20 protein-coding genes are annotated in these 24,215 nt (G+C 68.4%); 18 read left to right on the top strand and 2 right to left on the bottom strand.

What is annotated here, in order from left to right; translation table 11 throughout:
• Positions 1-30: 30 nt before the first annotated feature.
• The 12 genes from AB5J62_RS11210 (at position 31) to AB5J62_RS11155 (ending at position 16,781) form a co-directional block, all read left to right on the top strand.
• The gene (locus tag AB5J62_RS11210) at positions 31-4,380 is read left to right on the top strand and encodes an RHS repeat-associated core domain-containing protein (protein WP_370948133.1); all 4,350 of its coding nucleotides are present in this window, start codon (positions 31-33) and stop codon (positions 4,378-4,380) included.
• Entirely contained in the window at positions 4,377-4,889 is a 513-nt protein-coding gene (locus AB5J62_RS11205; RefSeq protein ID WP_370948131.1) for an Imm15 family immunity protein, read from the top strand. Before AB5J62_RS11210 ends, AB5J62_RS11205 begins: the two co-directional genes overlap by 4 nt.
• A gap of 48 nt (positions 4,890-4,937) precedes the next feature.
• On the top strand, positions 4,938-6,149 hold the full coding sequence (gene mptB, locus AB5J62_RS11200; RefSeq protein ID WP_370948130.1) for a polyprenol phosphomannose-dependent alpha 1,6 mannosyltransferase MptB: 1,212 nt from the start codon (positions 4,938-4,940) through the stop codon (positions 6,147-6,149).
• A 190-nt stretch (positions 6,150-6,339) separates the two neighbouring features.
• Positions 6,340-8,532, top strand: coding sequence for a tetratricopeptide repeat protein (locus AB5J62_RS11195; protein ID WP_370950237.1), 2,193 nt, complete (start codon positions 6,340-6,342; stop codon positions 8,530-8,532).
• 60 nt (positions 8,533-8,592) lie between these two features.
• Complete coding sequence (locus AB5J62_RS11190) at positions 8,593-8,787, top strand: hypothetical protein (RefSeq protein ID WP_370948128.1); 195 nt, start codon at positions 8,593-8,595, stop codon at positions 8,785-8,787.
• A gap of 4 nt (positions 8,788-8,791) precedes the next feature.
• The gene (locus AB5J62_RS11185) at positions 8,792-9,400 is read left to right on the top strand and encodes a DUF6879 family protein (RefSeq protein ID WP_370948127.1); all 609 of its coding nucleotides are present in this window, start codon (positions 8,792-8,794) and stop codon (positions 9,398-9,400) included.
• Positions 9,397-10,236, top strand: coding sequence for a methionyl-tRNA formyltransferase (locus AB5J62_RS11180; RefSeq protein WP_370948126.1), 840 nt, complete (start codon positions 9,397-9,399; stop codon positions 10,234-10,236). The genes AB5J62_RS11185 and AB5J62_RS11180 overlap by 4 nt, the downstream gene beginning before the upstream one ends.
• 265 nt (positions 10,237-10,501) lie before the next feature.
• Positions 10,502-11,200 carry a thioesterase II family protein gene (locus tag AB5J62_RS11175; RefSeq protein ID WP_370948124.1) on the top strand — a complete coding sequence of 233 codons (699 nt, stop codon included), beginning with the start codon at positions 10,502-10,504 and terminating at the stop codon, positions 11,198-11,200.
• Complete coding sequence (locus AB5J62_RS11170) at positions 11,197-12,900, top strand: amino acid adenylation domain-containing protein (protein WP_370948123.1); 1,704 nt, start codon at positions 11,197-11,199, stop codon at positions 12,898-12,900. Before AB5J62_RS11175 ends, AB5J62_RS11170 begins: the two co-directional genes overlap by 4 nt.
• A 5-nt stretch (positions 12,901-12,905) precedes the next feature.
• A complete protein-coding gene (locus AB5J62_RS11165) occupies positions 12,906-14,270 on the top strand; it encodes a tryptophan 7-halogenase (protein WP_370948122.1) in 1,365 nt (454 codons plus the stop codon).
• Positions 14,263-15,387, top strand: coding sequence for a cation:proton antiporter (locus AB5J62_RS11160; RefSeq protein ID WP_370948121.1), 1,125 nt, complete (start codon positions 14,263-14,265; stop codon positions 15,385-15,387). Before AB5J62_RS11165 ends, AB5J62_RS11160 begins: the two co-directional genes overlap by 8 nt.
• A 2-nt stretch (positions 15,388-15,389) precedes the next feature.
• Complete coding sequence (locus tag AB5J62_RS11155; protein WP_370948120.1) at positions 15,390-16,781, top strand: tryptophanase; 1,392 nt, start codon at positions 15,390-15,392, stop codon at positions 16,779-16,781.
• On the opposite strand, the gene AB5J62_RS11150 is transcribed toward AB5J62_RS11155, so the two are convergent.
• The gene (locus AB5J62_RS11150; protein ID WP_370948119.1) at positions 16,750-17,664 is read right to left on the bottom strand and encodes an SDR family oxidoreductase; all 915 of its coding nucleotides are present in this window, start codon (positions 17,662-17,664) and stop codon (positions 16,750-16,752) included. The genes AB5J62_RS11155 and AB5J62_RS11150 overlap by 32 nt on opposite strands.
• Before the next feature lie 108 nt (positions 17,665-17,772).
• On the opposite strand from AB5J62_RS11150, the gene AB5J62_RS11145 reads away from it, so the two are divergent.
• The 6 genes from AB5J62_RS11145 to AB5J62_RS11120 all read left to right on the top strand — a co-directional run bounded on the left by AB5J62_RS11145 (position 17,773) and on the right by AB5J62_RS11120 (position 23,440).
• A complete protein-coding gene (locus AB5J62_RS11145) occupies positions 17,773-18,453 on the top strand; it encodes a TetR family transcriptional regulator (RefSeq protein ID WP_370948118.1) in 681 nt (226 codons plus the stop codon).
• A gap of 482 nt (positions 18,454-18,935) precedes the next feature.
• The gene (locus AB5J62_RS11140) at positions 18,936-19,358 is read left to right on the top strand and encodes an XRE family transcriptional regulator (RefSeq protein ID WP_370948117.1); all 423 of its coding nucleotides are present in this window, start codon (positions 18,936-18,938) and stop codon (positions 19,356-19,358) included.
• Positions 19,351-19,845, top strand: a complete 495-nt coding sequence (locus tag AB5J62_RS11135; protein ID WP_370948116.1) for a hypothetical protein — start codon at positions 19,351-19,353, stop codon at positions 19,843-19,845. The genes AB5J62_RS11140 and AB5J62_RS11135 overlap by 8 nt, the downstream gene beginning before the upstream one ends.
• Entirely contained in the window at positions 19,842-20,954 is a 1,113-nt protein-coding gene (locus AB5J62_RS11130) for an MAB_1171c family putative transporter (RefSeq protein ID WP_370948115.1), read from the top strand. Before AB5J62_RS11135 ends, AB5J62_RS11130 begins: the two co-directional genes overlap by 4 nt.
• Positions 20,955-20,959: 5 nt before the next feature.
• Complete coding sequence (locus AB5J62_RS11125) at positions 20,960-22,066, top strand: amidohydrolase family protein (RefSeq protein WP_370950236.1); 1,107 nt, start codon at positions 20,960-20,962, stop codon at positions 22,064-22,066.
• 240 nt (positions 22,067-22,306) lie between these two features.
• Complete coding sequence (locus tag AB5J62_RS11120; RefSeq protein WP_370948114.1) at positions 22,307-23,440, top strand: serine hydrolase domain-containing protein; 1,134 nt, start codon at positions 22,307-22,309, stop codon at positions 23,438-23,440.
• 548 nt (positions 23,441-23,988) lie between these two features.
• Here AB5J62_RS11120 and AB5J62_RS11115 read toward each other — a convergent pair.
• Complete coding sequence (locus AB5J62_RS11115) at positions 23,989-24,213, bottom strand: cold-shock protein (RefSeq protein ID WP_370948113.1); 225 nt, start codon at positions 24,211-24,213, stop codon at positions 23,989-23,991.
• Positions 24,214-24,215: the final 2 nt, after the last annotated feature.

Genomic DNA, 24,215 nt, shown 5'->3' with positions numbered 1-24,215 from the left:
GTCCGATCGGGTGATCTTGGAGGAGCACGGATGCCTGAGGGGAACCCTCTCGTCGCGCAGGCGCAGTCGCAGACGACCGGTGTCACGGGAATCGGCATTCTGGAGTCGGCCAACGACCTCGCCTCCGGGGTCAAAGACGGCTCGTGGGTCGAAGGCGGCCTCGGCGCCGTCGGTGTCGGCCTCGAAGCGTTGTCACTGGTCATCGACCCGATCGGGACGCTGGCGCAGTACGGCGTCTCATGGCTGATCGAGCACGTGAAGCCGCTCAAGGACTGTCTGGACTGGCTCGCGGGCAATCCACCGGTGATTCAGTCCTTTTCGGACACTTGGGCGAATGTGGCCAAGGAAGTCCAGGCCATCGCGGGCGACCTCACCAACGAATCGCAGACCGGCACCGCTGGCTGGGTCGGCGCGGCGGGCGAGGCGTATCGGGGTGAGGTCGCCGAGCAGGTCGACGCGGTCGCGGGTGCGGCGTCGCTGTGTGACGGGATTTCGACCGGTGTGATGGTCATGGGCCAGGTCGTGGCGGCGGTCCGCGAGACCGTGCGCGACCTCATCGCCGCACTCGTCGGCAAGCTGATCACCTGGGCGCTCGAAGAAGCCTGCACGCTCGGGTTCGCGACGCCGCTGGTGGCGGCGCAGGCGACGGCGGCGATCACGTCGACCATATCGAAGGTCTCGCAGGTGATCCGCAAGCTGGTCAAGACGATCAGCAACGTGGGCCCAAAGGTCCGCAAGATCGTCGACAAGCTCGGCGAAATCATCGAAAAGCTGTCCAAGCTCGCCAAAAGGCTTGGCAAGGAAGGAACCTCGCCTTCGGCCGCCCGCACTACACCGAAAGGCGATGTCCCTACGCCAAAGGAGCACGCACCGTCCACTCCCGACGATGTGCCCGGCGGCGCCGACGTCCCCGGCGGCCATTCGCCCGGCTCCGCGGGCAAGGACAGCCCGAAGACTTCCCGGCCCGACAATCCGCAGGACACCAAGACCCCGCCGAAACGCCGGTACTGCAAGGACGACCCTGTCGACGTCGTCAGCGGCGAGGTCATCCTGAGCCAGGTCGATCTCGCGCTGCCGGGCTCGCTGCCGTTAGTCGTGCAGCGCACGCACGTGTCCTCGTATCGGGCGGGACGGCTGTTCGGGCCGAACTGGGCGTCGACGCTCGATCAGCGGCTCGACCTCGACGCGCTCGGGGTGGTCTTCGTCGGTGACGACGGCGTGCTGCTCGTCTACCCGGATCCGCCGTCGGATGGGTCGCCGGTGCTGCCCGAGGCTGGCGCGCGCTGGCCGCTTACCCGTACCGAAACCGGGTTCCGGCTTGCCAAGCCGGACGAAGGCCTGGTCACCGACTTCGACGCGGCGGGCGTGATCCGCGCGATCAGTGACCGCAACGACAACCGACTCGACTTCGGTTACGGACCTTCCGGTGCGCTCGAAGAGCTGCGGCACAGCGGTGGCTACCACGTGTCGGTGCAGGTCACCGGCGGTGTGGTCACCGAACTCCGGCTCGACGACGTGGTCATCGCGCGCTACGGGCACGACGAGCGCGGACGGCTGGACCGGGTGGTCAACTCGTCGGGCAAGCCGCTGACCTTCAAGTACGACCTCGCGGGCCGGTTGCTCAAGTGGGAGGACCGGGCGGGCGACTGGTACGGCTACCGCTACGACTCCGCGGGCCGTTGCGTCGCGAACGAGGGCGCGGGCGGTTTCCTCAACGGCAGCTTCGAATACGGCGAGTCGAGCACCGTCTTCACCGACTCGCTCGGCGCGACGACCACGTACAAGTTCACCGAAGCCCGGCAGGTCGTCGAGGAGACCGATCCGCTCGGCAACACCACGTACCAGGAATGGGACGAACTCGACCGGCTGATCGCGCGCACCGACCCGCTCGGCCGCACCACCCGGTTCGAGTACGACGAGGCAGGCGACCTGGTCGGCGCGACGCAGCCAGACGGGACCAGGGCGGTCGCCGAGTACAACGCGTTCGGCCAGCCGACCGTGCAGGTCGACCCCGGCGGCGCGGTCTGGCGGCTCGGCTACGACGAACGCGGCAACCTGACCTCGTCGACGGATCCGGCGGGCGCGGTCACCCGGTATCTGCGTGACGGGCGCGGGCATCTCGTCGGCAAGACCGATCCGCTGGGCAACACCGTGCGGCTCGAGGTCGACGACGCGGGCCTGCCGATCGCGGTGACCAACGCGCTCGGCGACACGCATCGCTACGACCGCGACCAGTTCGGGCGGGTCACCAGGGTCACCGACGCGCTCGGCAACGTGTCGACCGTTTCGTGGACGGTTGAGGGCAAAGTGCTGGCCAAGACCTACCCCGACGGCACGATGGACCGCTGGCGCTACAACGGCGAGGGCGCGCAGGTCGAGCACGTCGACCCGCTCGGGCAGGTGAGCCGGATCGAGACGACGCACTTCGAGCTGGTCGCGGCCAGCGTCGACGGCAACGGCGGGCGCACCGAGTTCGAGTACGACACGAACATGCAGCTCGTCGCGGTGAAGAACCCCGCGGGCCAGGTGTGGCGCTACCTCTACGACGAGGCCGGGAACGTGGTCGGCGAGCGCGACTTCACCGGTCGCTCGGTCAGCTACCGCTACGACGCGGCCGGGCAGCTCGTCGGCCAGACCAACGGCGCCGGGCAGCAGCTGCGCTACGTCCGCGACGCGATGGGCCGGGTCGTCGCGCGGCACAGCGACGACGCGGTCGCGACGTTCGAGTTCGACGAGGCGGGTTCGCTGATCCGCGCGGTCAACGCGGACGCGGAGGTCACCCTGCGGCGCGACGTGGCAGGCCGGATCACCGCGGAGACCGTGAACGGCCGCACCATGGCCTACAGCTATGACGCGGCTGGCAACGTCATCGGCAGGCGCACGCCGTCCGGGATGGAGAACGGCTGGCGGTTCGACGCCGCCGGGCGGCCCGCCGAGCTGCGCAGTGGCGGGCGGACGGTCTCGTTCGGCTACGACCCGCTCGGGCGCGAGGTGGAGCGGCTGCTCGACACCGGCGCGATCATGGCGAACACCTGGGACGGCAACCATCGGCTGCGCACCCAGACGATCAGCACGGTCGCCGGGCGGTCGCCGGCGCGCCAGGCCGCCGTCGTGCAGCAGCGCGAGTACCAGTACCGCGAAGACAACTTCGTGACCGCGGTCGACGACCTGCTCGCCGGGCCGAAGCAGTTCACGCTCGACCCGCTCGGCCGGGTGCTCGAAACGAGCGGCGAGCGGTACGGGTTCGACCGCGGCGGCAACCTGAGCGCCGCGCCAGGGGTGCACGAGCAGTACGACGCGCAGGGCCGGGTCGTCGTGAAGCAGCGGCGCAGGCTGTCACGCAAGCCCGACACCTGGCACTACAGCTGGGACGCCGAGGATCGGCTCATCGGCGTCACCACGCCGGACGGCACGCGCTGGCGTTACCGCTACGACCCGCTGGGACGGCGTATCGCCAAGGAACGGCTCGCCGCGGACGGTTCGGTCGCCGAAACCGTCGGGTTCACCTGGGACGGCGTGACGCTGGCCGAGCAGTTCGGCTCGGACGGGCGGGTCGTCACCTGGGACAGCATCGGGCGCTCGCGGCCGCTGACGCAGATCGAACACGGTCAGTCCGAAGTGGACAGCCGGTTCTACGCGATCGTCACCGACCTGGTCGGGACGCCGACGGAACTGCTCGACCCCGACGGCGGGCTCGCGTGGCGCGCGGAGAGCACAGTGTGGGGTGCGGCGCTCGGCAGGCTGCGCAACCGGGCGGACACGCCGCTGCGGTTCCCCGGGCAGTACCACGACGACGAAACCGGGCTGAACTACAACTTCTTCCGCTACTACGACCCGGAAACCGGGCGCTACCAGAGCAGCGATCCGCTGGGCCTGCGCGCGGGCCCGAACCCGTACGCCTACGCGGGCAACCCGCTGCGCACGATCGACCCGCTCGGCCTGATGACCTGCGACGAGGCCGAAAAAGCACTGCGTGACCTCGATCCGGACGATCCCGCGAACGCGCAGGCGCGCAGCGAAGCCTGGAACCGGATCTACGACGACGCCGAGAACAATCCGGCAGCGCAGGCGGCCGCGTTGCAGGCGGAGCGAGAGCGGCTGGTGCGGCAGGCGGGCGGCCAGATCAGGCGCGGCGAGGGCGGCGTGCCCAACGACCTGGCAGGCGGCAGGCTCGACGCTCCGCAGGCTCACGTGCCGGGCAGTCAGTACCATGTCCAGGGGCCGGGGCAGGGCACGCCCGGCTTGAACATGGACGGCACCTTCCACGACGGTGACCCGCGCTGGCCGCGCGGGACCTACCAGTGGTTGTACGAACGTGGTTTCGCCTGGCCGGTCGAAGGCCCGATGGCGGGCCGTGGCCCGGGAGGCGGCAGGTGGTGAGCGATCCGCGGTTCGAGGAACTGTTGCGGGAGCAGGGTCTTCTCGATCTCGACCGGTTGATGACCCATGACGGCTACTTCACCGAGCCGTCGCTGTTCAACACCTACGCCCAGGTGTCCTTTTTGGACGACCTGCCGCTCGACGAGCGGAACCGGGCGCTGGTGCGGGCCGCCGTCGAGCACCTCGGGACGATCCTGGACCACGCCAGGAAGTTCTACGCCGGTCGTACGCTCGACTTCTTCTGCGCGGTCACCGTGACCGGCTGGGAGTACCTCGACGAGGGCGATCCGCTGATGCCGCGGTTCTGGATCGCCAATCCGAGCCGGGGCGCGTTCGACCATGTCCGGCTGGCGCCGCCCAGCTGGGACGAGAGCGCGATGGTCGCGGGCTGGCTCGACCACGATCCGGCCTACCTGCTCAACGACGACATCGTCGGCTCACGACTGGAGCGGGTGTTCGTGCAGCGCCAAGACTTCCAACTGCCGCCGGTCGTGCGCGGCGAGGCGTAGGTCATCGCAGCGCTGCTCGGGTTCGCCGGGACGCTGGTCGTCGTCCTGGTGGCGCATGGCGTGTTCACCGTGCCCGCTGTCGGCTTGACCGGCATGGCCGTGGTGATGACGGCCTGGCTGCTGCTCGGGTCGCGGCCGCCGAGCCGCCGGACATTGTGGACACTCGCGCTGTGGGGCACGCCGTTGCTGTTCGTGCCACCGTTCCTGAGTGGCGACATCTACAGCTACCTCGCGCAGGGCGAACTCGCGCGGCGGGGGTTCGATCCCTACACGACCGGGCCCGCCGCACTCGACACTCCGCTGACCAGCCTCGTCAGCCCGTTCTGGCAGCGGACCCCGTCGCCGTACGGGCCGGTGTTCACGCTGATCGAACGGCTCATCGCGACCGTGTCCGGCGGCAATGTCCACATCGGAGTGACGCTTTGTCGACTTGTCGCGGTCGGCGGGATCGGGTTGATGATCTGGGCGGTGCCGCGACTCGCCGAGCGCGTGGGCACGCCTGCCGAGCACGCGTTGTGGCTCGGTGTGCTGAATCCGTTGGTGTTGTGGCATTTCATCGGCGGCGGGCACAATGACGCGCTCATGGTCGGGCTGGTACTGGCAGGCTTCGAGCTTGTCCTCGCCGGATCGGCTTGGGGAATGCCGCTGCTGTGCCTGGCCGCCAACGTGAAAGTGACCGCGATCGTCGCGGTAGCCGTCGCGGGCGTGGAACTGGTCAAGCGGCGGCCCGTGGTGGGTGCGCTGACCACGCTGGGCACGCTCGCGGCGATCACCGCGCTCGCGTCCTGGGGCGGCGGGTTCGGCTGGGTGCGCACGCTGACGACGTCGAGTTCGGTGCCGAGCTGGCTGGCGCCGACGAACTGGGCCGGGTTCGCCGACGGGTCACTCTTCGGGGTGGGCAAGGCGATCGGCGCGGTGCTGGCCGTGCTCGCCGTGGCGGTGTTGCTGTGGTGGCAATGGCGCGGGCGGCTCAGTTCTCCGCTCGTGCTCGGTGCGGGCATGGCGGCGGTCATCGTGGGCGGACCCGTCGTCCAGCCGTGGTATCTCCTGTGGGCCGTCGTTCCGCTGGCGACCGTCATTCACGCTGGTAGAGCGCGCACAATTCTGGTAAGTGTGATCGCGGTGTTCGCACTCGTTTTACCGCCGGTAAGGGATACCGGTGGCAATCTTGCACTCGGTTACCTCATAGCCGTCACCGCAGCGGCGACAATTGGCATTTCCGGCAAGAAAAAGTTGACAAATTCCTTCCGCCCCCATTGAGCGGTTGCGAGTCGCGCCGCGCGCACTAAGCTGGAAATCTCCATCACTTGAGGTGAAGCGGAGGCGGGCGATCATGGCCGGGGGGCTGGAAAATCCGGACGATGAGCCGCGCGCCCGGCCACCCCGGCAGTTACCCGGCGATGTGCGTGGCTTCGTCAACCGGATCGCGGAACTGGAACAACTCGATCGGCTGTACACCACCGATGAACGCGATCCCCATGCGGTGGGAATCTCACTCATCGTGGGCACAGCGGGTGTCGGGAAAACCTCGTTGGCGGTGCATTGGGCTCATCGAATGCGTGACAGTTTCCCCGACGGGCAGCTCTACGTGAACCTTCGTGGTTACGACCCCGGCGAGCCGATGACCTCGGACTACGCACTCGATCAATTCTTGCGTGCGCTGAATGTGCGTCCCGACGCCATTCCGGCGGATCCGGCCGCGCGCGCGGCACTGTACCGGTCACTGGTGTCGGACCGGCGCATCCTGATCGTGCTGGACAACGCGGCGAGCGTGGGCCAGGTCCGGCCGTTGCTACCAGGCACTTCCAGCTGCCTGGTGATTGTCACGAGCCGCAGTCAGCTGCCGGGACTGGCTGTCCGTGATGGCGCGCGCCAGGTGCCGTTGCCGACGCTGTCCGAGCACGAATCGCTGACCCTGCTGCGCGCGGTGACCTCGGACTACCGCGCCGGCGACGACGACCGGGATTTGGCCGAGCTGGCCAGGCTTTGCGCCCGGTTGCCACTCGCGTTGCGCATCGCGGCCGTGCGCGCGGTGGCGCGGCCGCGCATGCATTTGAGCGAGCTGATTCAAGACCTGCGCGGCGAATCCTCGCTGTGGGACGCCTTGTCGACCGACGACGAGGAAGAGGCCGGAGCCATCCGGACCGTCTTCGCCTGGTCTTACCGGGCGTTGTCGGCCGAGGCGGCGCGGCTGTTCAAACTGCTCGGCCTGCACCCGAGACCGGAGTTCGGCACGGGCGTCGCCGCGGCGCTCGCCGGCGTCGCCCCCTCGCTGGCCAGCCGTCACCTGGACGCTCTGGTCGGCGCTCATCTGCTGGAAAGCACCGGGCGCGACCGATACCAGTTCCACGATCTGCTGCGCGCCTTCGCCGTGGACCAGATCCAGCAGGAAAAGTTCGCGGAACTCCGGAAAAGCGCACTTCACCGCATGCTCAGCTGGTATCTGCACACCGCGCGGGCGGCAGGCGCGGCCGCCGCCCGCGGCTATGCCATGCCGATCGACCTCCCCAAGCCCGCCGTGGGCGTCAACCCGTTGACGTTCACCGACGCCGACGAAGCCGTTCGGTGGTACGAGATCGAACGCGCCAATCTGGTCACGGTCACCGAAACCGCCGCCGAAGCCGGACTGCACGATCTCGCCTGGCGTCTTCCCCCGCTGCTGACCGAGATCTACATGTCACACGATCCGGTCTACACCTGGCTGCGATCGGAAGAGACCGCGCTGGAGTCGGCCAAGAGAGCGGAAGACAGCTACGGCGAAGCGGTGCTGCTCGACAGTTTGGCCGTCAGGCTCAGGCTCGATCGCAAGTTCTCCGAGGCCACCGCCCAGTATCGTCGCGCGGCGGACTTGTTCCGGCAGCTCGGCGACCGGTTCGGCGAGGCACGGTCGATGAACGGCCTTGGTCTCACCTATCTCACACATGGCAAGTTCGACGAGGCTCGCCGGGAGTTCGAGCGGACCTTGCCGATCGCACAAGCACTCGGCAAGCCCGATCTCACCGCGGTCCTCTTACGCAATCTGGGCTGCACCTATGCCGATTCCGGGCAGCTCAGTGAGGCGGAGCGGTTTCTGAGACAGGCGCTGGTCATCTTCCGCGAAACCGCGAGCGACAGAGAACAAGCCTCGACCCTGCGGTACCTGAGCGAAGTCCAGCGAGACCAGCAACTGCCCGAAGCGGCACGAAGTTCACTCGAACAAGCACTCGAAATCGGCCGTCGGCTGGCCGATACCCTCACCGAGGGTCTCATTCTCCTCGAACTGTCCAAAGTGGAGATCGTCACCGGTGACCTCGCGAACGCGCTCGAGTCCAGCCAGCGCGCCGCGACCATTCTCCGCCGGTTCAGCCACCGCAGCCGGGAAGCGCAGGCACTCGACACGACCGGCGAGGCTTACCAACGGCTGGGCCGCGCCGAGGACGCCACTGCCTTCCACCGCCAAGCCGCCTCGACACATCGCGAACTCGGAGACGACTGGCAACTCGCCGTTTCGCTGCACCATCTCGCGGCTGCGCTGAAGGAAATCGGCAAGACCGAAGAAGCCCGCCTCACCTGGGAGGAGGTAGCGACGCTGCTCGAAGCGGCCACCGGAAATCGGGCCGGTGAGCTGCGGGAACTGGTTTCAGGAGAACTGAACACGCGGTGATCGGGAGGGATCGGAATGCGGTTCGTCAAGCGGCTGGGAAGACCGCCACACGAAATCGGGATGACCACGTCAAAGGACAGTTGCCCGGACATCTGGGAGCTCGACGACGGTTCGTTCGCGGTGATCGGCACGGATGTGACCGAGCAATTGGCGGGCAGGCTACCGCCGGACGTGCATTGCGCCGACTATGAAAAGATCGTGGTCGTCGCCCGGCCGACACTGGTGGCCGCGAAGAATGACATCCCGGAGAGCTGACCCGATGAAGGTGAATTTCCCGCCACCCGCCGAGGTGGTGGACGACTACGTGGACCGTCCCGCTTTCCGCAAGGAGTTCTGGCAGGCGACCGAACGGCTGCGCACCAGGACGGTCAAGGTCGAGTGGGGCCAAACCTTCCAGGAGCCAGGGAATCCGAGCTGGGAGGCGTTCGCCGCCGGCGACTTCCGCAAGGCGCTCGACCTGATCGAGCAGAACCGCGAGGACCACGTCCGCCAGCAGCGGGTGTTCGACGACACCGGTACCCCGTTCTACCGGATACGTGTCATCAAGTTCCCGTTGAGTGATTACCTGAAGTGGGAACTGGCGCATTTCCGGCTCAACGCGGAAATGGGCGAGCGGATCTTCCTGGCGAAATCGGGCAGCATCGCCGACATCGTGCTCACGGTCGACCTGGACGATTTCACCTTGTTCGACGAGTTCCTCATGCTCGCGACCGAGTACACCGAGGAAGGCGCGTTCAAGGGCGCTCATATCGTGCGCGACGAGAGGTACCTGAGCCAGGTTTCGGCACTGGCCGACAAGTTGCTGGACCGGAGCCTGCCTTACGAGGACTTCCCGCTCAAGGAGTACATCCCGGAACTCGACGGATGACTTCACGGACGGTCGTCCTGTTCTCGTTCGGGCCTGGGCAGTTTTCGGTGCTGCGCAACACCTGCGAGGCGGCCGGGTACACGCCGGTCGCCTACGTGTACTGCCGATCCAAGAAGCCTCACTCGCCGACCTCCGCCGAGGTCGGCGAGGGGCTGGGCCAGGTGCTCGGCGACATCCCGCCCGGCATGGACCTGCTGGTGCCCGGCAGTTCCGAAGGCCTGCTCGCGGGACTCTCCGGCTATCGGCCGGATCTCTTCGTCGTGTACGGGTTCTCGTGGCGGCTGCCGCCGGAAGTCCTGCGCCTGCCCCGGCTCGGCGTGCTCAACATCCACGCCTCCGCGCTCCCCCGCTACCGCGGTCCCGCGCCGGTGCTCGCCGCGCTGCGCAACGGCGACCGGACGATCGGGGTGACCGTGCACCGGATGACCGAGCGGTTCGACGCCGGCCCGGTACTCGCCCAGCGCGACGACATCTCGCTCGGCGAGGACGTCAGCGCCGCGCAGCTGTGGAAGTCGCTGAACCCGGTCGTCGGCGAACTGCTCGCCACCGCACTCGAACTCGGGGACGGCGAGCCGCAAGACGAGTCGAAGGCGTCCTACGCGGGCTATCTGGAGCCGGAGTTCTCGGTCGTGGACTGGTCGCAGCCCGCGCGGGTGATCCATGATCAGGTTCGCACGTGGCGGTTCATCGGCGCCGGGCTCGGGCCGGTCGCCACGGTCGGCGGCCGCCGGGTGAAGGTGCTGCGCACCCGGCTGGAACCCGGCGAGGGCATCGAGGTGAATTGCGGCGACGGGCCGCTGTGGATAGTCGAGTCCGCGCCGGACTCCCCCAGTTGAGGTAGAAATCCGTTGCCGCCAATCCGTTACCTCCGCCGCGCTGATCGCGCCGTAATCTTTCCCCTTACCTCAACATCGAAGTGACGGGCGGAGAGGCGAGGACCCGCTGGCGTCGCGATGTGAAAAAAAGTCGAATACGGCTGTCGGCCCTTTTCGGAATCGCTGTTACGGCGTCACGGTGCAGTTTACGCCTTTAATGTAACAGCGGTCGTTCGGCGGCCAGAATCCCCATTCCATCCCGTGCGGGCCAGGAGAGGATGGCGCGATGACGCCTGCGCTCAGGCAGCTCTCGACTGCCGATGGTGAACGCCGTTGTCTTTTTCTTCCACCCGCAGGCGGTTCGGTCGGCACCCTCCGGGAAATCGCGACCGTGGACGCGGCCTGGGGTGCCGAATATCCAGGCAGGGGCGCCAGATCGGCCGAACCACTGCCCGCGACACTGGAAGAACTCGCCGAGCGGCTCGCTCTCGAATTCATCTGCCGATTCGGCGAAAACGGTGTCACGCGAACAATGCTGATCGGCTTCAGCATGGGTGCTTTCCTCGCATTGGAGATGGCCCGGCGGGCGTTCGCGCACTGCGGCGCGGAACCCGCCGCGCTGGTCGTGGTCGGGGCCGTCGCGCCACAGCGACGATCGCCCTGCTGCCACCCGCACACCGACCATGACCTGGTACGACTGCTCGATCGCGATGGCTTGGTGCCACCCGAGGTTCGCGAATACGCGCTGGATCTGCTCCGCGATGACATGGCGCTCATGGAGAAATACCGCGGCCCGGCGGGTGTCACGGTGTCCTGCCCGCTCATGGCGTTGTGCGGCGCCGACGATCCCGCGTGCACGACCGACGCCTGGCGGCAGTGGACGACCGGGCCGTTTCACACCGCGCTCGTTCCCGGCGGTCACCTCGACCTGCTGAAACCGGGACGCGGCAGCGAATTCTGGCGTGTGATCGAGCCACTGCGATGACCGGCCTCACCGGCCCGGCCCGGCGCTTGCCCGGCGGCCAGTGGTGGGCGCCGTTCACGGCGCTGGCCCGCACCGAGCCCACCCGGATCGGGTTGGTCGCCGACGAAGTCGCCTGGTCGTTCGGTGAACTCGACCTCTGGAGCACCCGGCTTGCCCACGCGCTCCGCGAGGCGGGCGCGGCTCCCGGCACGATCGTCGCCTGCGCGATGCGGCGCTCGGTGCGAGCGGTGCTCGGCCTGTTCGCGGTCGCCAAGGCCGCCGCGGTCTACTTGCCCATAGACCCAGGTCAGCCCGCCGCACACCTCGACACGATCCTCTCCGACGCCACGCCGTCCGTGCTGCTGACCGACGTTCCTGCGCTCGCCGCGCGTGCCGACGTGGTGCTGTCACCGGACGACTGGCAGGCCGAACTCGCGCATCACTCGACGATCCCGCTGCCCTTGATCCCGCCGGACGGCCCGGCCTACGTCATCTACACCTCGGGTTCGACCGGACGTCCCAAGGGCGTCATGGTCGGAAACCGGAGCCTGGTCAATCTCCACCGCGAGCTCGCCGCGCGGTTCTTCCGGCTCCGCCGCGGCAGGCAGCGGGTGGCGCACGGGATGCCGTTCGCCTTCGACGCGTCGTGGAATCCGCTGCTCTGGCTGGTCGGCGGGCACGAAGTGCACCTGGTGCCCACCGACGTCCGCGCCGATCCCGAGCTGTACGCGCGGTTCATCAGGGACCACTGGCTGTCCGTCGTCGAGGCGGTGCCCGCGCATGTGTCCGCGTTGATCCGGGCCGGTCTGTTCGACGGCGAAATCCGGCCACGGCTGCTGCTCATGGGCGGCGAGGCGGTCAGCCAGACGCTGTGGTCGCGGCTGCGCGCGGTGCCGGATCTGGTGCCGGTCAACCTGTACGGGCCCACCGAGTGCACGGTGTTCACCACGGCCTGCCGGGTGGACAGGTACGACTCGCCCGCGATCGGGCTGCCGATCGGCAACACCGGCGCGCGGGTGGTCGACGCGCGGCTGCGGCCGGTGCCGGTCGGCGAACCCGGCGAGCTGCTGATCAGCGGCGCCGGAGTCGCGCTCGGCTATCTCGGCAGGCCCGAGCTGACCGCGGAGAAGTTCGTGGCCGGGTCGTACCGGACCGGGGACCTGTGCCGCTGCCTGCCCGACGGCAGGCTGCAGTGGCTCGGGCGGCTCGACGACCAGGTCAAGATCCGGGGCCACCGCGTCGAACCGGGCGCGGTCGAGCACACCGTGCTGAAGCTGCCCGGGGTCCGGCAGGCGGTCGTCCAAGCCGAAAACGACCGCCTGATCGCCTACGTCGTGCTCGACCACGACACCGCGGGGGAACTGCATCAGCTGCTGCGCAGGCTGCTGCCCGATTACCTGGTCCCGGACGCGGTCATCGCGCTCGACACGTTGCCGCTCGGGCCGAACGGCAAGGTCGACCGCGCCGCGCTCCGGCTCGAAACACCGGCGCGGCCCGGTGTGCTCACCCCCGCGCAGGAGCTGGTCGCGTCGGAGTTTCGCGCCGTGCTCGGGGTTCCCGTGGCGACCGCGGGCAGCGACTTCTTCGCGCTCGGCGGCCACAGCCTGACCGCCGCGGTGCTCGCGGGCAGGCTGCGCGCGCTCGGCGTGCGCTGCACCCTCCGCGATGTCCTGCTCCGGCCCACCGTCGCCCAGCTCGCCGAGCTGGTGGAAGGAATGTGAAGGATATGAACGACTACGACGTGATCGTCGTGGGCGGCGGGCCCGGCGGATCGACGGTGGCGGCGCTGACCGCGCTCGACGGCCATCGGGTGTTGTTGCTCGACAAGGAATCGTTTCCGCGCTACCAGATCGGCGAGTCGCTGCTGCCCGCCACGATCCACGGTGTCTGCGCGCTGCTCGGCCTGCGCGACGAGATTCTCGGCGCGGGCTTCGTCCGCAAACGCGGCGGCACCTTCCAGTGGGGCGCCAGCCCTGAGCCGTGGACGTTCAGTTTCGCCGCCTCCGACCGGATGGCGGGCCCGACCTCGTACGCCTTCCAGGTCGAGCGCACCCGGTTCGACAAGCTGCTGCTGGACAACGCGCGGCGGCTCGGTGTCGAGGTGCGGGAAGGGCATCGTGTGTTCGGCACCGTGAAGACCGGCGGCCGGGTCAACGGGGTCCGCTACGTCGACGACACCGGGCACGAGCGGCTCTCGACGGCGCGGTTCGTGGTGGACGCCTCCGGGCATGGCAGCCGCATCCACAACGACGCCGGCGGCAGGCGGGAGTACTCGCCGTTCTTCCGCAACCTGGCGCTGTTCGGGTACTTCCTCGGCGGGCACCGGGTGCCGGAGCCCGACTCCGGCAACATCGTCTGCGCCTCCTTCGCCGACGGCTGGTTCTGGTACATCCCGTTGTCGGCGACGCTGACGAGTGTCGGCGCGGTCGTCAAACGCGAGTCGGCGGCCAAGGTGCAGGGCGACCCCGAACGCGCCTACGCCGAGCTGATCGGCGCGTGCCCGCTGATCACCGACTTCCTGCACGACGCGCGCCGCGCCACGGAAGCGCCGTACGACCGGCTTCGCGTGCGCAAGGACTACTCCTACGACCGGACCGTGCTGTGGTCACCCGGCCTCGCGCTGGTCGGTGACGCCGCCTGTTTCATCGACCCGGTGTTCTCCTCCGGCGTGCATCTGGCGACCTACAGCGCGCTGCTGGCGGCCAGGTCGATCAACGCGACGCTGGCCGGGCTGGTCGACGAGGACCGATGCTTCCTGGAGTTCGAAGCCCGCTACCGCCGGGAATTCGCGCTGTTCCGCGATTTCCTGATCACCTTCTATCACCAGCACGCCGACGAGCACGCGTACTTCGGCGAGGCGCGCAAGCTCACCAAGCACGCCGGGAGCGCGGACGCGGCGTTCGTCGATCTCGTCGGCGGGGTGACGTCGAGCGACTTCTCCCGGCACCTGCTCGGTGACGTGCTCGCGGAGGGCGCGCAGCTGCAACTGCGCGGGCTGCTCGGCGAGGCCGCGGGCGCGGAACCGCCGATGTTCCCCGGCGGGCTCGTCGCCTCCTCGGACGGCCGCCGCTGGCAGCTACCCGATGTCTGAGCCCGCGATACTGCTCACCGCGCTGGCCGTCCTCTTAGGACTCGCCAGGGTTTTCGGCGCGGTGGCGGCGAAACTGGGTCAGCCGGCCGTGGTCGGGGAGATCACGTGCGGACTGGTGATCGGCGCGGTGGGCTGGCGGGTCCAGGTCCACGTGGGCGGCACGCTCGACGCGCTCGCCCAGTTCGGCTTGATCCTGTTCCTGTTCGGCGCGGGCGGCAGGCTCGCGCCGTCGGTCCGGTCGGTCAAGACGGCACTGGTGCCCGCGCTGGGCGCCACGGTGGTCCCATTCGGACTCGGTGCGCTACTGGCGCTGTGGTTGGCGGGGCGGCATGCGCCCGCCGGGCACCTGGTGTTCGTTCTGTTCGCCGCCGCGGCGATGGCGGTCACCGCTTTTCCATTGCTGGCAAGGATTCTGGCCGAACGAGACATGCTCTGCAGCGGAGACGGCCGACGAGCGCTCAGCGCTGCGGCGATCACCGACGCGCTCGCGTGGACCGCACTCGCGTTCGTCGCGGGCTCACTGCACGGGAGTCGCGTGTGGACACTCGCATTGCTCGTGCCGGTGTTGCTCGTGCTGTATTTCCTGAGCAAACCGTGGTTCGGCGCGCTGTTGTCGCGACTCTCCCGGCCGGCCACGGTGGTGATTCCGCTGGCCTGTCTGAGCGCCGCCGCGACGGACGCCATCGGGTTGCACGCGGCGCTCGGCGCGTTCCTCTGCGGGGTCGCGATCGGGCCGTCCGCCGCCGTCGCCGAACCCGTCGGCTCGGTGCTGGTGCCGTTGTTCTTCGTGCTCGTCGGGCGCAAGGTCGAACTCAGCGGGATCACCCCGCTGCTGGCCGTCGAAACCGTCGTCATCATCGTGGTCGCGGTGCTCGGCAAGTCCGGCGGCGCCTATCTCGGTGCGCGGGCCGCCGGTGAGCCGCGGCGGTCGGCACTGGTGTTCGCCACGCTGATGAACACCAGGGGTGTCACCGAACTCGTCTTCCTCGGTATCGGGTTGGACCTCGGGGTCATCGACGGCGGCTTCTACGCCGCGATGGTCGTGATGGCGCTGGTGACCACGGCGATGACCGGTCCGCTGCTGAACCGTATGCCACTGTGGGACAAGGTGTGTTGAACATGAGCGCTTATCCGCCGGAACCCTGGCGTATCAAGATGGTCGAGCCCATCAAGGCCACCACGCGGGAGTACCGCGAGCAGGCCATCCGCGACGCGGGCTGGAACCCGTGCCTGCTGCGTTCGGAAGACGTCTCGATCGACCTGTTCACCGACTCCGGCACGAGCGCGATGTCGGACCGGCAGTGGTCCGCGCTGCTGCGCGGCGACGAAGCCTACGCGGGCGCACGGAGTTTCTACGTGTTCGAGGAGGCCGTGCGCGCGCATTACGGCTACGAGCACGTGATCCCCGTCCATCAGGGACGCGGCGGCGAGAACATCCTGTCCCGCTGCCTGATCCGGCCCGGCACGCACATTCCTGGCAACATGTACTTCCCGAGCACCAGGGCGCACCAGGAACTCAACGGCGCGACCTTCCACGACGTCATCGTGGACGAGGCCGAGGACCCGCGTGCCGCGCTGCCGTTCAAGGGCAATGTGGACCTGGCCAAACTGCGTGCCGTCATCGCCGAGTTCGGGGAACTGATCCCGTACGTGTCGCTCGCCGCCACCGTCAACATGGCAGGCGGGCAGCCGATCAGCGTCGCGAACCTGACCGAGGTCTGCGAACTCGCGCACGCGCACGGAATCCCCGTGTTCCTCGACACGGCGCGCGCGGTCGAAAACGCCTGGTTCGTCAAGCAGCGCGAGCCAGGCTGGGGCGATCGCTCGCTCGCCGAGATCCTGCTCGCCCTGTGCGCGCCGACCGACGGCGCGGTGATGTCGGCGAAGAAGGATTCGCTCGTCAACATCGGCGGCTGGATCGGGCTGCGCGATCCGGCGCTGGCCGAGCGCGCACGCGGTCTCGTGCTGCTGTACGAAGGACTGCACACCTACGGCGGCATGGCCGGGCGGGACATGGAGGCCATCGCGGCCGGGATCGCGGAGTCCGTCGACGAGGCGCACATGGGCGCGCGGATCGCCCAGCTCGAGTATCTCGGCGGACGGCTGGACGCCGAGGGCGTGCCGATCATCCACCCGATCGGCGGCCACTGCGTCTGCGTCGACGCGACCGCCACGCTGCCTCACATCCCCCGCACCCGGTTCGCGGCGCAGACACTGGCCGCCGCGGTGTACGTCGACGCCGGGATCCGCGGCGTCGAACGAGGCGGGGTGTCAGCCGGACGCGACCCGGTCACCGGCGAGAACCGGTTCCCGCCACTGGAATTCCTGCGCTTGGCGGTGCCGCGCCGGGTCTACACGCGCGCCCACATGGACGTGGTCGCGGACAGTCTCATCCGGGTCCACCGGGAACGCGACCGCATCACGCACGGGCTGGAGTTCGCGTACGAACCGGATCACCTGCGGTTCTTCCAGGCCCGCTTCAAACCCGTGTCGGGATCGTCGATTTGGTGAGGTCTTCGGCGATCGACCACAGCGACGCGCCCAGGTCGACACCCCTGGCGGTATGCGGCAAGGCGGACTTGACCGTCGGCCCGACCAGCCAGCGGCGCGGGCCGTAGTACGCGCCTTGCTCGGCGGCGGGGTCGGCGGCGGCGAACAGGAGCGGTTCCGCGCCCTGCTGAACTCCTTGCGAGGGAAGCAAAGTGAAGTCACCCCGGAACGCGGTCCGCGGCTTCTCGCGGCCGAGGTTCGGGCCCGCGGTCTGGAGGTTGGTCCTGGTGTAGCCGGGGTGGGCGGCGGTGCTGAGCAGGTCCCAGCCCCGTTCGTCGGAGATCTTGGCGAGCTCGGTGGCCATCAGCAGGTTCGCGAGCTTCGACTGCGCATAGGCCGCACTCGCGCGGTAGTTCCCGGCGAACTGGAGATCCTTGATGCGGATCCGCCCATGGTTCGCCATCCCGCTCGACATGGTCGCGACCCGCGGCGCGGCCGAGTCGAGCAGCAGCGGCAGCAGCAGGTTGGTCAGCGCGAACGGGCCGAGGAAGTTGCTCCCGAACTGCAGCTCGAACCCATCCTTGGTGGTGGCCCGCCGCGGCGGCATCATCACGCCCGCGTTGTTGACGAGCACGTTCAGCGGCGCGCCCTCGTCGAGCAGTTCCGTCGCGAAGGCACGGACGCTGTCCAGGTCGGCGAGGTCGACGCGCCGCACCTCGAGCTTGGCGTGCGGCACCTCGCGCAGGATCTCCTGCCGCGCCGCCTCACCCTTTTCCGGCGTACGCACGGCCATGATCACGTGCGCGCCGGCGTCGGCGAGCCGCTTGGTGGCCTCCTTGCCGGTGCCGCTGTTGGCTCCGGTCACGACGATGCGCCTGCCGGTCTGATCGGGAACCTGATACATGGCCGTTCTCCCTGCTCCGAGTTAAAGACCGTCGGTCTCTTATGTCTCCGAAGCTAACAGACCGTCGGTTCGTTAGCAAGAGACTGTCGGTCTGTAAGATGTGCGGTCATGATGTCGTTCCAGCGGGCCCACAGCCCTGAACAGCGCGAAGAGCGGCGGCGGGTGATCCTCGACACCGCCTCTTCGATGCTCGACGAGATGCCGGTCGCCGAGATCACGCTCAACGAGCTGAGCCGCCGCGTCGGCCTGGCGAAGTCGAACGTGCTCCGCTACTTCGAGTCCCGCGAGGCGATCCTGCTCGAGCTGGCCACCGCCGCACTGGCCGATTTCAACGCCCAAGCCGAGTCCGCGCTCGCCACGATCGACCCGGCCGCGTCCGTATTCGAGCGCGGCGAGCAGGTCGCGTCGGCGCTCACGGACTGTCTGGCCGCGAACCCCGTGCTGTGCGAGCTGGTCAGCACGCAGGCTTCCGTACTGGAGCGCAACATCTCGACCGAGGCCGTGTTGCGGTACAAACGGGACAGCATCAGGAACTTCGAGGCGCTGGCGGCCTCGATCCTGCGACGCCTGCCCGAACTCGGCGAAGAAGGTGTGGCCAAGTTCGGCGCGGCCGCGATGCTGATGACCGGGGCGATCTGGACCCACGCGCACCCGGCCGCGGCGATTCTCGCGGCCTACGAGGCCGACCCGGCGTTGGCGATCTACAAGCTCGACTTCACGCCCGCGCTGCGCGAAACGCTCCAAGTCCTCATCGCGGGTTTGCTCGCCCGCAAGACCTCGCCGGCATGAACGGGGCTTGCGTCACGCTCAGACTGAACGGCGTGAACGCCTCGTTCGCAACTTTCAACGTCGCGAACGAGGCGTTCACGCGGACCCGTCACGAGCCCAGGTGAGAAAAGGTGGCGGAAACCGCTCAAGAATGGGGAGCCGAGCGCCGGACGGGCGTGTAATCGAATTCCTGCTCGGGAACACCCCTAGCCTTCCCGAGCAGGAATCACTGCTCCGCGCCGGCCTGTCCGCCCAGTAACCCTCGTGTCAGCCGACGTATACCCAACGTAGTCAGCTCGCGCCAACGCTGTCAAGAATAGTTGATGGTCGCCCAGTCTCGTCACTCGGTTGGGGTAAACGATCTACCGGAAGCAGTAGAATGCGCACGAGGAGTCACAATCGGCTTCCTCCACCGGGTTAGTTTCGTCGGCGGCGCGCCCGTCAGCGGGCGCGGAGTGTGTATCTTGAGCGCGATATGATCATGTCGCTGTCAGGGGTGCGGAGTGGCGGACGGCAAACGCGGGATCGCCGAGGTGCTGGAAAGCCTGATCGGCGCGCACGCGAAACTGGCCGGTAAAAAGGACCTGAGCTCGCAGGAGATCGCCGAGGCCATCCGCGCGAAAGGCGCGAACATCTCGCATACGACGATCTGGAAACTGCGCACCGGCCAGGAGACCAATCCCCGCATCGAAACGCTCGGCGTGCTGGCGACGCATTTCGGGGTGCAGGTGCAGTACTTCTTCGACTCCGACTACGCCGATCAGGTGGACCGCCAGCTGCGGGTGCTCGACTCGATGCGCGCCGGGAAGCTGCTCAACACCGCCGCCCGCCTCGAAGAGCTGTCGCCGGAGGGGCAGGACTCGATACTGCGGATGATCGACCGGACGCTGCAGCGCGAGCGGGAGAACCAGCCTCCCCATGACTGAAAAGCTGACCAGGCAAGGAATCCGCAAGCGCTGCGCCAAGCTGTTGCGTGAACTCGGGCTGCGCCGCACGTTCACCACCGACCAGCTGATCGGCAAGCTGGCCGAGTCGCGCGGCAGGCCGATCCACCTGGATCCGGTGCGGTTCCCCTCCCCCGGCCCGTGCGGGCTCTGGGTCGCGACCGACCAGGCCGACTACATCCTCTACGAGGCCGACACCAGCAAGCCGCACCAGGAACACATCATCGTGCACGAACTCGCCCACCTGGTCTGCGGGCACCACGCGCACGAGAAGACCCAGCTCTTCCCTGACGTGGCACCGGAACTCGTCCGCGCCGTGCTCGCGCGCAAGGGGTACTCCGAGGCGCACGAGCGTGAGGCGGAACTGATGGCGTCGTTCCTGCTCGGCAGGCTCGCCGCGCGGCCGGACCGGCCGGAACCCTCCCGCGCGGTCGCCGCGCTCGACCGGATACTGCGGCCGCCGACGTGATCATCGGCGTGCTCTTCCCGTTCGCCGCGGTGTTCGCCGGGATCGGGCTGGTCTACAAGCTCGGGCACCTGCGGCGCAATCCGCGCGATCCCGCGCTCGTCACGCTGTGCCTGGTGTTCGCGGCGACCATGCTCGGCTTCACCGTCAGCGTGCCGTCGGTCGCGAAGCTCGTGGCCGCCGCCGTCGGGCTCACCGGCGGCACCTTCGTCGTCGGCACCTGCCTGGTGCTGCTGCTCGTCACCTGCGAGCAGATCCTGCTGACCTACTGGACCACCGACGGCCGCGACGCCAAGCGCAAGGTGTGGACACGGCTGCTCATCGGCGGCTCGGTCGTGCTCGGCCTGATCCTGACCTTCGTCGTCGGCAAGCACGCGACCGGCGGGCGGCCGCCGGTGTTCCTCGATCCGCCGTTCTTCGACAGCTACCTGCTCGGCTACGTGGCCGCGTACACCATCGCGGAGATCCGGATCGCGCGGCTGTGTCACCGGCACGGGAGGAACGCGGAACGCCGCTGGCTTCGGTTAGGGCTGTTCACGGTCGCGATCGGCGCCGCGCTCACCTTGGGCAACAGCGTGACCAGGGCGGGCGACGTGCTCGCCGCGCACACCGGGCTGGACATGACCGTCGCCGACCAGATCGGCGGGCTGTTCGGCGGGATCGGGGCGATCCTCAAGCTGACCGGCTGGCTGCTCCCGGGGATCGCGCCGTCGGCGGGCTGGCTCGCCGGCTACCGCGACCACCTGCGGCTGCGCCCGCTCTGGCTGGCGTTGTGCGAGGCGTACCCGCACATCGCGCTGGACGGGCCGAAGCCGCTGCTCGCCGACCTGCTTTCGGTCAGGGACATGAAGTTCAAGACCTATCGGCGGGTGATCGAGATCCGCGACGGGATTCTGGCGCTGCGGCCGTACATGGACGGTGGCGACGATCAGGACCCGCGCGCCGAGGCGGCGCGGATCAAGGCCGCGCTCGCCAGCAGGCAGGCGCCAGGTCACAGCGACGAGTCGCCGGACCGGGTCGGCGGCACGGACATCGCGAGCGACCGGCGCTGGCTCGTCCAGGTCTCGAAAGCCTTCGACAGCAAGCTTCCCGCACTGGAGGTGCAACGTTGACGTCGGTGATCCACACCGCGCCGGTCGTACTGCCGATCGTCACCGAGCCGATCGCCGACGGCGCGGTGCTCGTCGATGACGGGGTGATCGCCGAGGTCGGACCGGCCGCCGAGCTCACGGCGCGGCATCCCGGCACGCCGGTGCGCGCCTGGCGCGGCACGCTCCTTCCGGGGCTCGTCAACGCCCACACTCACTTGCAGTACACCGATTTCGAGGACTTGGCGGCGGAGCCGGTCACGTCGTTCGTGTCCTGGATCAAGAAGATGGGGCCGCGGCGGCAGCGGTTCACCGACCAGATGTGGGCCGACAGCGCCAAGCGCGGCGCGGATCTGCTGCTGGGCAGCGGCACCACGGCCTGCGCGGACATCGTCACCGACGCCTGCGTGCTGGCCCCGGTCGCGGAGTCGGGGTTGACCGGCGTGTCCTACCTCGAAGTCGTGCTGGCCGACGACAAGCAGTGGGCCGCGGCGAGCCGTGCCCAGCTGCTCGACGTGCTGGACCGGCCGAGCGGGCGCGTGCTCGGGATCTCGCCGCATGCCCTGTACACCGTGGGGACGGCGGTGTTCCGCGAGCTGGTCGACCTCGCGCACGCGCGTGACCTGCGGCTGCATCCACATCTTTCGGAGTCGGCGGACGAGGTCGTCTTCGTCCGCGACGGCACCGGTCCGCTGGCGGCGCTCGCGCAATTGTTCGGCCGTGCCTACGAATTGGTCGGCATGGGCAGCACCCTGTCCCCCGCCGCGCAGCTCGCGGCGATCGGCGGTCTCGGGCCGTCGACGCATGTGGCGCACGGCGTGCACTGCGACGCCGCGGACCGCGCGCTGTTCCGCGCGCATGGCGTGCACGTGGCCTTGTGCGTACGGTCGAACGCCGTGCTGGGCGTCGGCGCACCGCCGGTCGCGGACTATCTGGCCGAGTCGGTGCCGGTCGCGATCGGCACCGACTCGCTCGCGTCCAGCCCCTCGCTCGATCTGCTCGACGAGGCCCGCGCGGTCCGGGAATTGGCTTCGCGACAGGGATATCGGCATCCGGATCTCGATCAGCGCGTGGTCGAGGCGGCGACCAGTGGCGGCGCGCTGGCGATGGGCGGCACCGACTTCGGCGTGCTGTGACCGGGCGCCCGCGCCGATCTCGCGGTGTTCGACACCGTGCGCGGCCCCGATCCCTACCGCGCCTTGCTCGATTCCGGGAACTGGGTCTCTACCATCATTTCGGGGAAATTGGCTCGGGGAGAATACCCCTGATCTTTTGCCCGGTTCGTCGCTAGCTTGGACTGGTCGACGAACCGAGGGGGTTTGTAGTTAATGCGGAAAACAGTGGTAGTGGCAGTGGCCGCCGCAATGCTCACCGGAGTGGCGGTACCGGCCGCGACAGCGACGCCCGACCGCGCCGACCTGCGGCAGGCGATGGCCGAAGTCGTCGCGGCGGGCGCCGCGGGTGTGCAGGTACGGGTACACGACAGCCAGGGCGACTGGGCGGGAGCGGCGGGTAAACGGGAACTCGGCGGACGGGACGGGGTACCCGTGAACGGCCGATACCGCGTCGGAAGCATCACGAAGACCTTTGTCTCCACGGTGATCCTGCAGCTGGTGAACGAGGGCAAGGTCAAGCTGGACGATCCGGCGGACCGGTATCTGCCGCGATTCAAGCTGGACAAGCGCATCACCGTGCGGATGCTGTTGCAGCACACCAGTGGCCTGTTCAACTACACCGGCGAGGGCAACCCGGACGGCTCGTTCGAGCCGGGTATCCCGTTGGAGGGCCAGGAATTCGTGGACGAGCGGTACCACACCTACCGCAAGGAAGACCTGGTCAAGGTGTCCTTGTCGAAGCCCGCCCGGTTCGCGCCCGGCACGGACTGGTCGTACTCCAACACCAACTACGTGCTGGCGGGCCTGCTGATCGAGAAAGTGACCGGAACGGAGTGGGCCGATCAGGTGCGGCAGCGCATCCTGCGTCCGCTCGGGCTCAGGGAAACCTGGCTCCCCGGCACCGACCCGAACATCCCCGGCCCGCACGCCCACGGCTACTTCGCCTACCAGGCCGACGGCGCGGCGCGCGTCGTCGACATCACGCGGCTGAACCCGTCGTGGGGCACCTCGGCCGGTGAGATCATCTCCACCACCGCGGACCTGGACAAGTTCGTCACCGCGTTGTTCGGCGGCAAGCTGCTCACGCGGCCGCTGCTCGCGGAGATGTTCAAGATCAGGCCACTCGGCGGCGGCCAGGGGTACGGGCTCGGCCTGCAGCAGATGGAAACCGGTTGCGGCACAACGGTTTCCGGGCACACCGGCGGAATCCACGGCTACCTGTCATACCTGTTCTCCACGGCCGACGGCAAGCAGCGCTTCGAGCTGTCGCTGACCACGGGCACGGTGGACACGGCAGACCCGGCCCAGGCGCAGAAGCTCGCCGACGCGCTGGCGAAGGTCGCGAACGTGGCCGCCTGCGGCAAGCCCGGCGCACTCCGGGCGGGCCTGCTCTGACACCAGGGGTCGTGAGTGGTACGGCCGGTTCTAACCGGTCTAAACACTCACGACCCCTTCTCGGCTGCCTCGTCCGGGGCAGGGTCGTGGTCGGGCGTGGGTGAGGGCCTAGTTCGCTCGGATCCGTGGGGTGGGGGCCTAGTTCGACCGTATATGCGGGTGAAGGAGGCCCTCATCCACTCGGTTCGGGTAAGGGAGGCCCTCACTCACGCCGACCGTGGATGAAGGCTCCCCTCATACCTGGGCCTCGTACCTGGTGAGTGCGGCTTGCGTCGTCCAACGCCGCAAACGGCACTCACGCTTACTGAATCGACGGTGTGGCTTTTGGGCCACTTGACGGCCCAAAACCAACTCCGTCAGGCTCGCGGGCGAGGGGTTGGCGGGTGAGTGCGAACTCTGCTCCGCTGGATGCAGCGGAGTCACCACTCGCGGCCTTCGATCGTGAAGCGAGGGGACCCCAGAGTGCCTACTACGCACCGAGGGGCACCCTCACCTCAGCCCTGCACACGCTACATTTGCCACTCACGCTTACTAACCGCCCGCAACGCTCACGACCCCAGTTTGCGGACGGTGGTGGCGCGGAACCGGAAGCTGTCCTGCTGGGCGGCTTCGTACTCGAACTCGACGCGGTCGCCCTCTTCGAGCGCACGGAAACCGTCCATTTCGATCACGCTGAAATGCACCCACGCGTCCGCGCCGTCGGGCAACTCCGGCGAGGCGATCGCGCCCCACCCTTTTTCCGCCTTGAAGAACTTGACCGTGCCGTGTGCCATGA

It is taken from the genome of Amycolatopsis sp. cg5 (genome assembly GCF_041346955.1).
In the GTDB taxonomy this organism is placed as follows: domain Bacteria; phylum Actinomycetota; class Actinomycetes; order Mycobacteriales; family Pseudonocardiaceae; genus Amycolatopsis.
This window is presented reverse-complemented; position numbering and strand designations above follow the sequence as displayed.

Bases quoted from the DNA above. Each gene is read 5' to 3' on its own strand.
- AB5J62_RS11210 (WP_370948133.1), top strand. From the start codon at position 31: ATGCCTGAGGGGAACCCTCTCGTCGCGCAGGCGCAGTCGCAGACGACC.
- AB5J62_RS11190 (WP_370948128.1), top strand. From the start codon at position 8,593: ATGACCACGTCAAAGGACAGTTGCCCGGACATCTGGGAGCTCGACGAC.
- AB5J62_RS11185 (WP_370948127.1), top strand. From the start codon at position 8,792: ATGAAGGTGAATTTCCCGCCACCCGCCGAGGTGGTGGACGACTACGTG.
- AB5J62_RS11180 (WP_370948126.1), top strand. From the start codon at position 9,397: ATGACTTCACGGACGGTCGTCCTGTTCTCGTTCGGGCCTGGGCAGTTT.
- AB5J62_RS11175 (WP_370948124.1), top strand. From the start codon at position 10,502: ATGACGCCTGCGCTCAGGCAGCTCTCGACTGCCGATGGTGAACGCCGT.
- AB5J62_RS11170 (WP_370948123.1), top strand. From the start codon at position 11,197: ATGACCGGCCTCACCGGCCCGGCCCGGCGCTTGCCCGGCGGCCAGTGG.
- AB5J62_RS11165 (WP_370948122.1), top strand. From the start codon at position 12,906: ATGAACGACTACGACGTGATCGTCGTGGGCGGCGGGCCCGGCGGATCG.
- AB5J62_RS11160 (WP_370948121.1), top strand. From the start codon at position 14,263: ATGTCTGAGCCCGCGATACTGCTCACCGCGCTGGCCGTCCTCTTAGGA.
- AB5J62_RS11155 (WP_370948120.1), top strand. From the start codon at position 15,390: ATGAGCGCTTATCCGCCGGAACCCTGGCGTATCAAGATGGTCGAGCCC.
- AB5J62_RS11150 (WP_370948119.1), bottom strand. From the start codon at position 17,664: ATGTATCAGGTTCCCGATCAGACCGGCAGGCGCATCGTCGTGACCGGA.
- AB5J62_RS11145 (WP_370948118.1), top strand. From the start codon at position 17,773: ATGATGTCGTTCCAGCGGGCCCACAGCCCTGAACAGCGCGAAGAGCGG.
- AB5J62_RS11135 (WP_370948116.1), top strand. From the start codon at position 19,351: ATGACTGAAAAGCTGACCAGGCAAGGAATCCGCAAGCGCTGCGCCAAG.
- AB5J62_RS11115 (WP_370948113.1), bottom strand. From the start codon at position 24,213: ATGGCACACGGCACGGTCAAGTTCTTCAAGGCGGAAAAAGGGTGGGGC.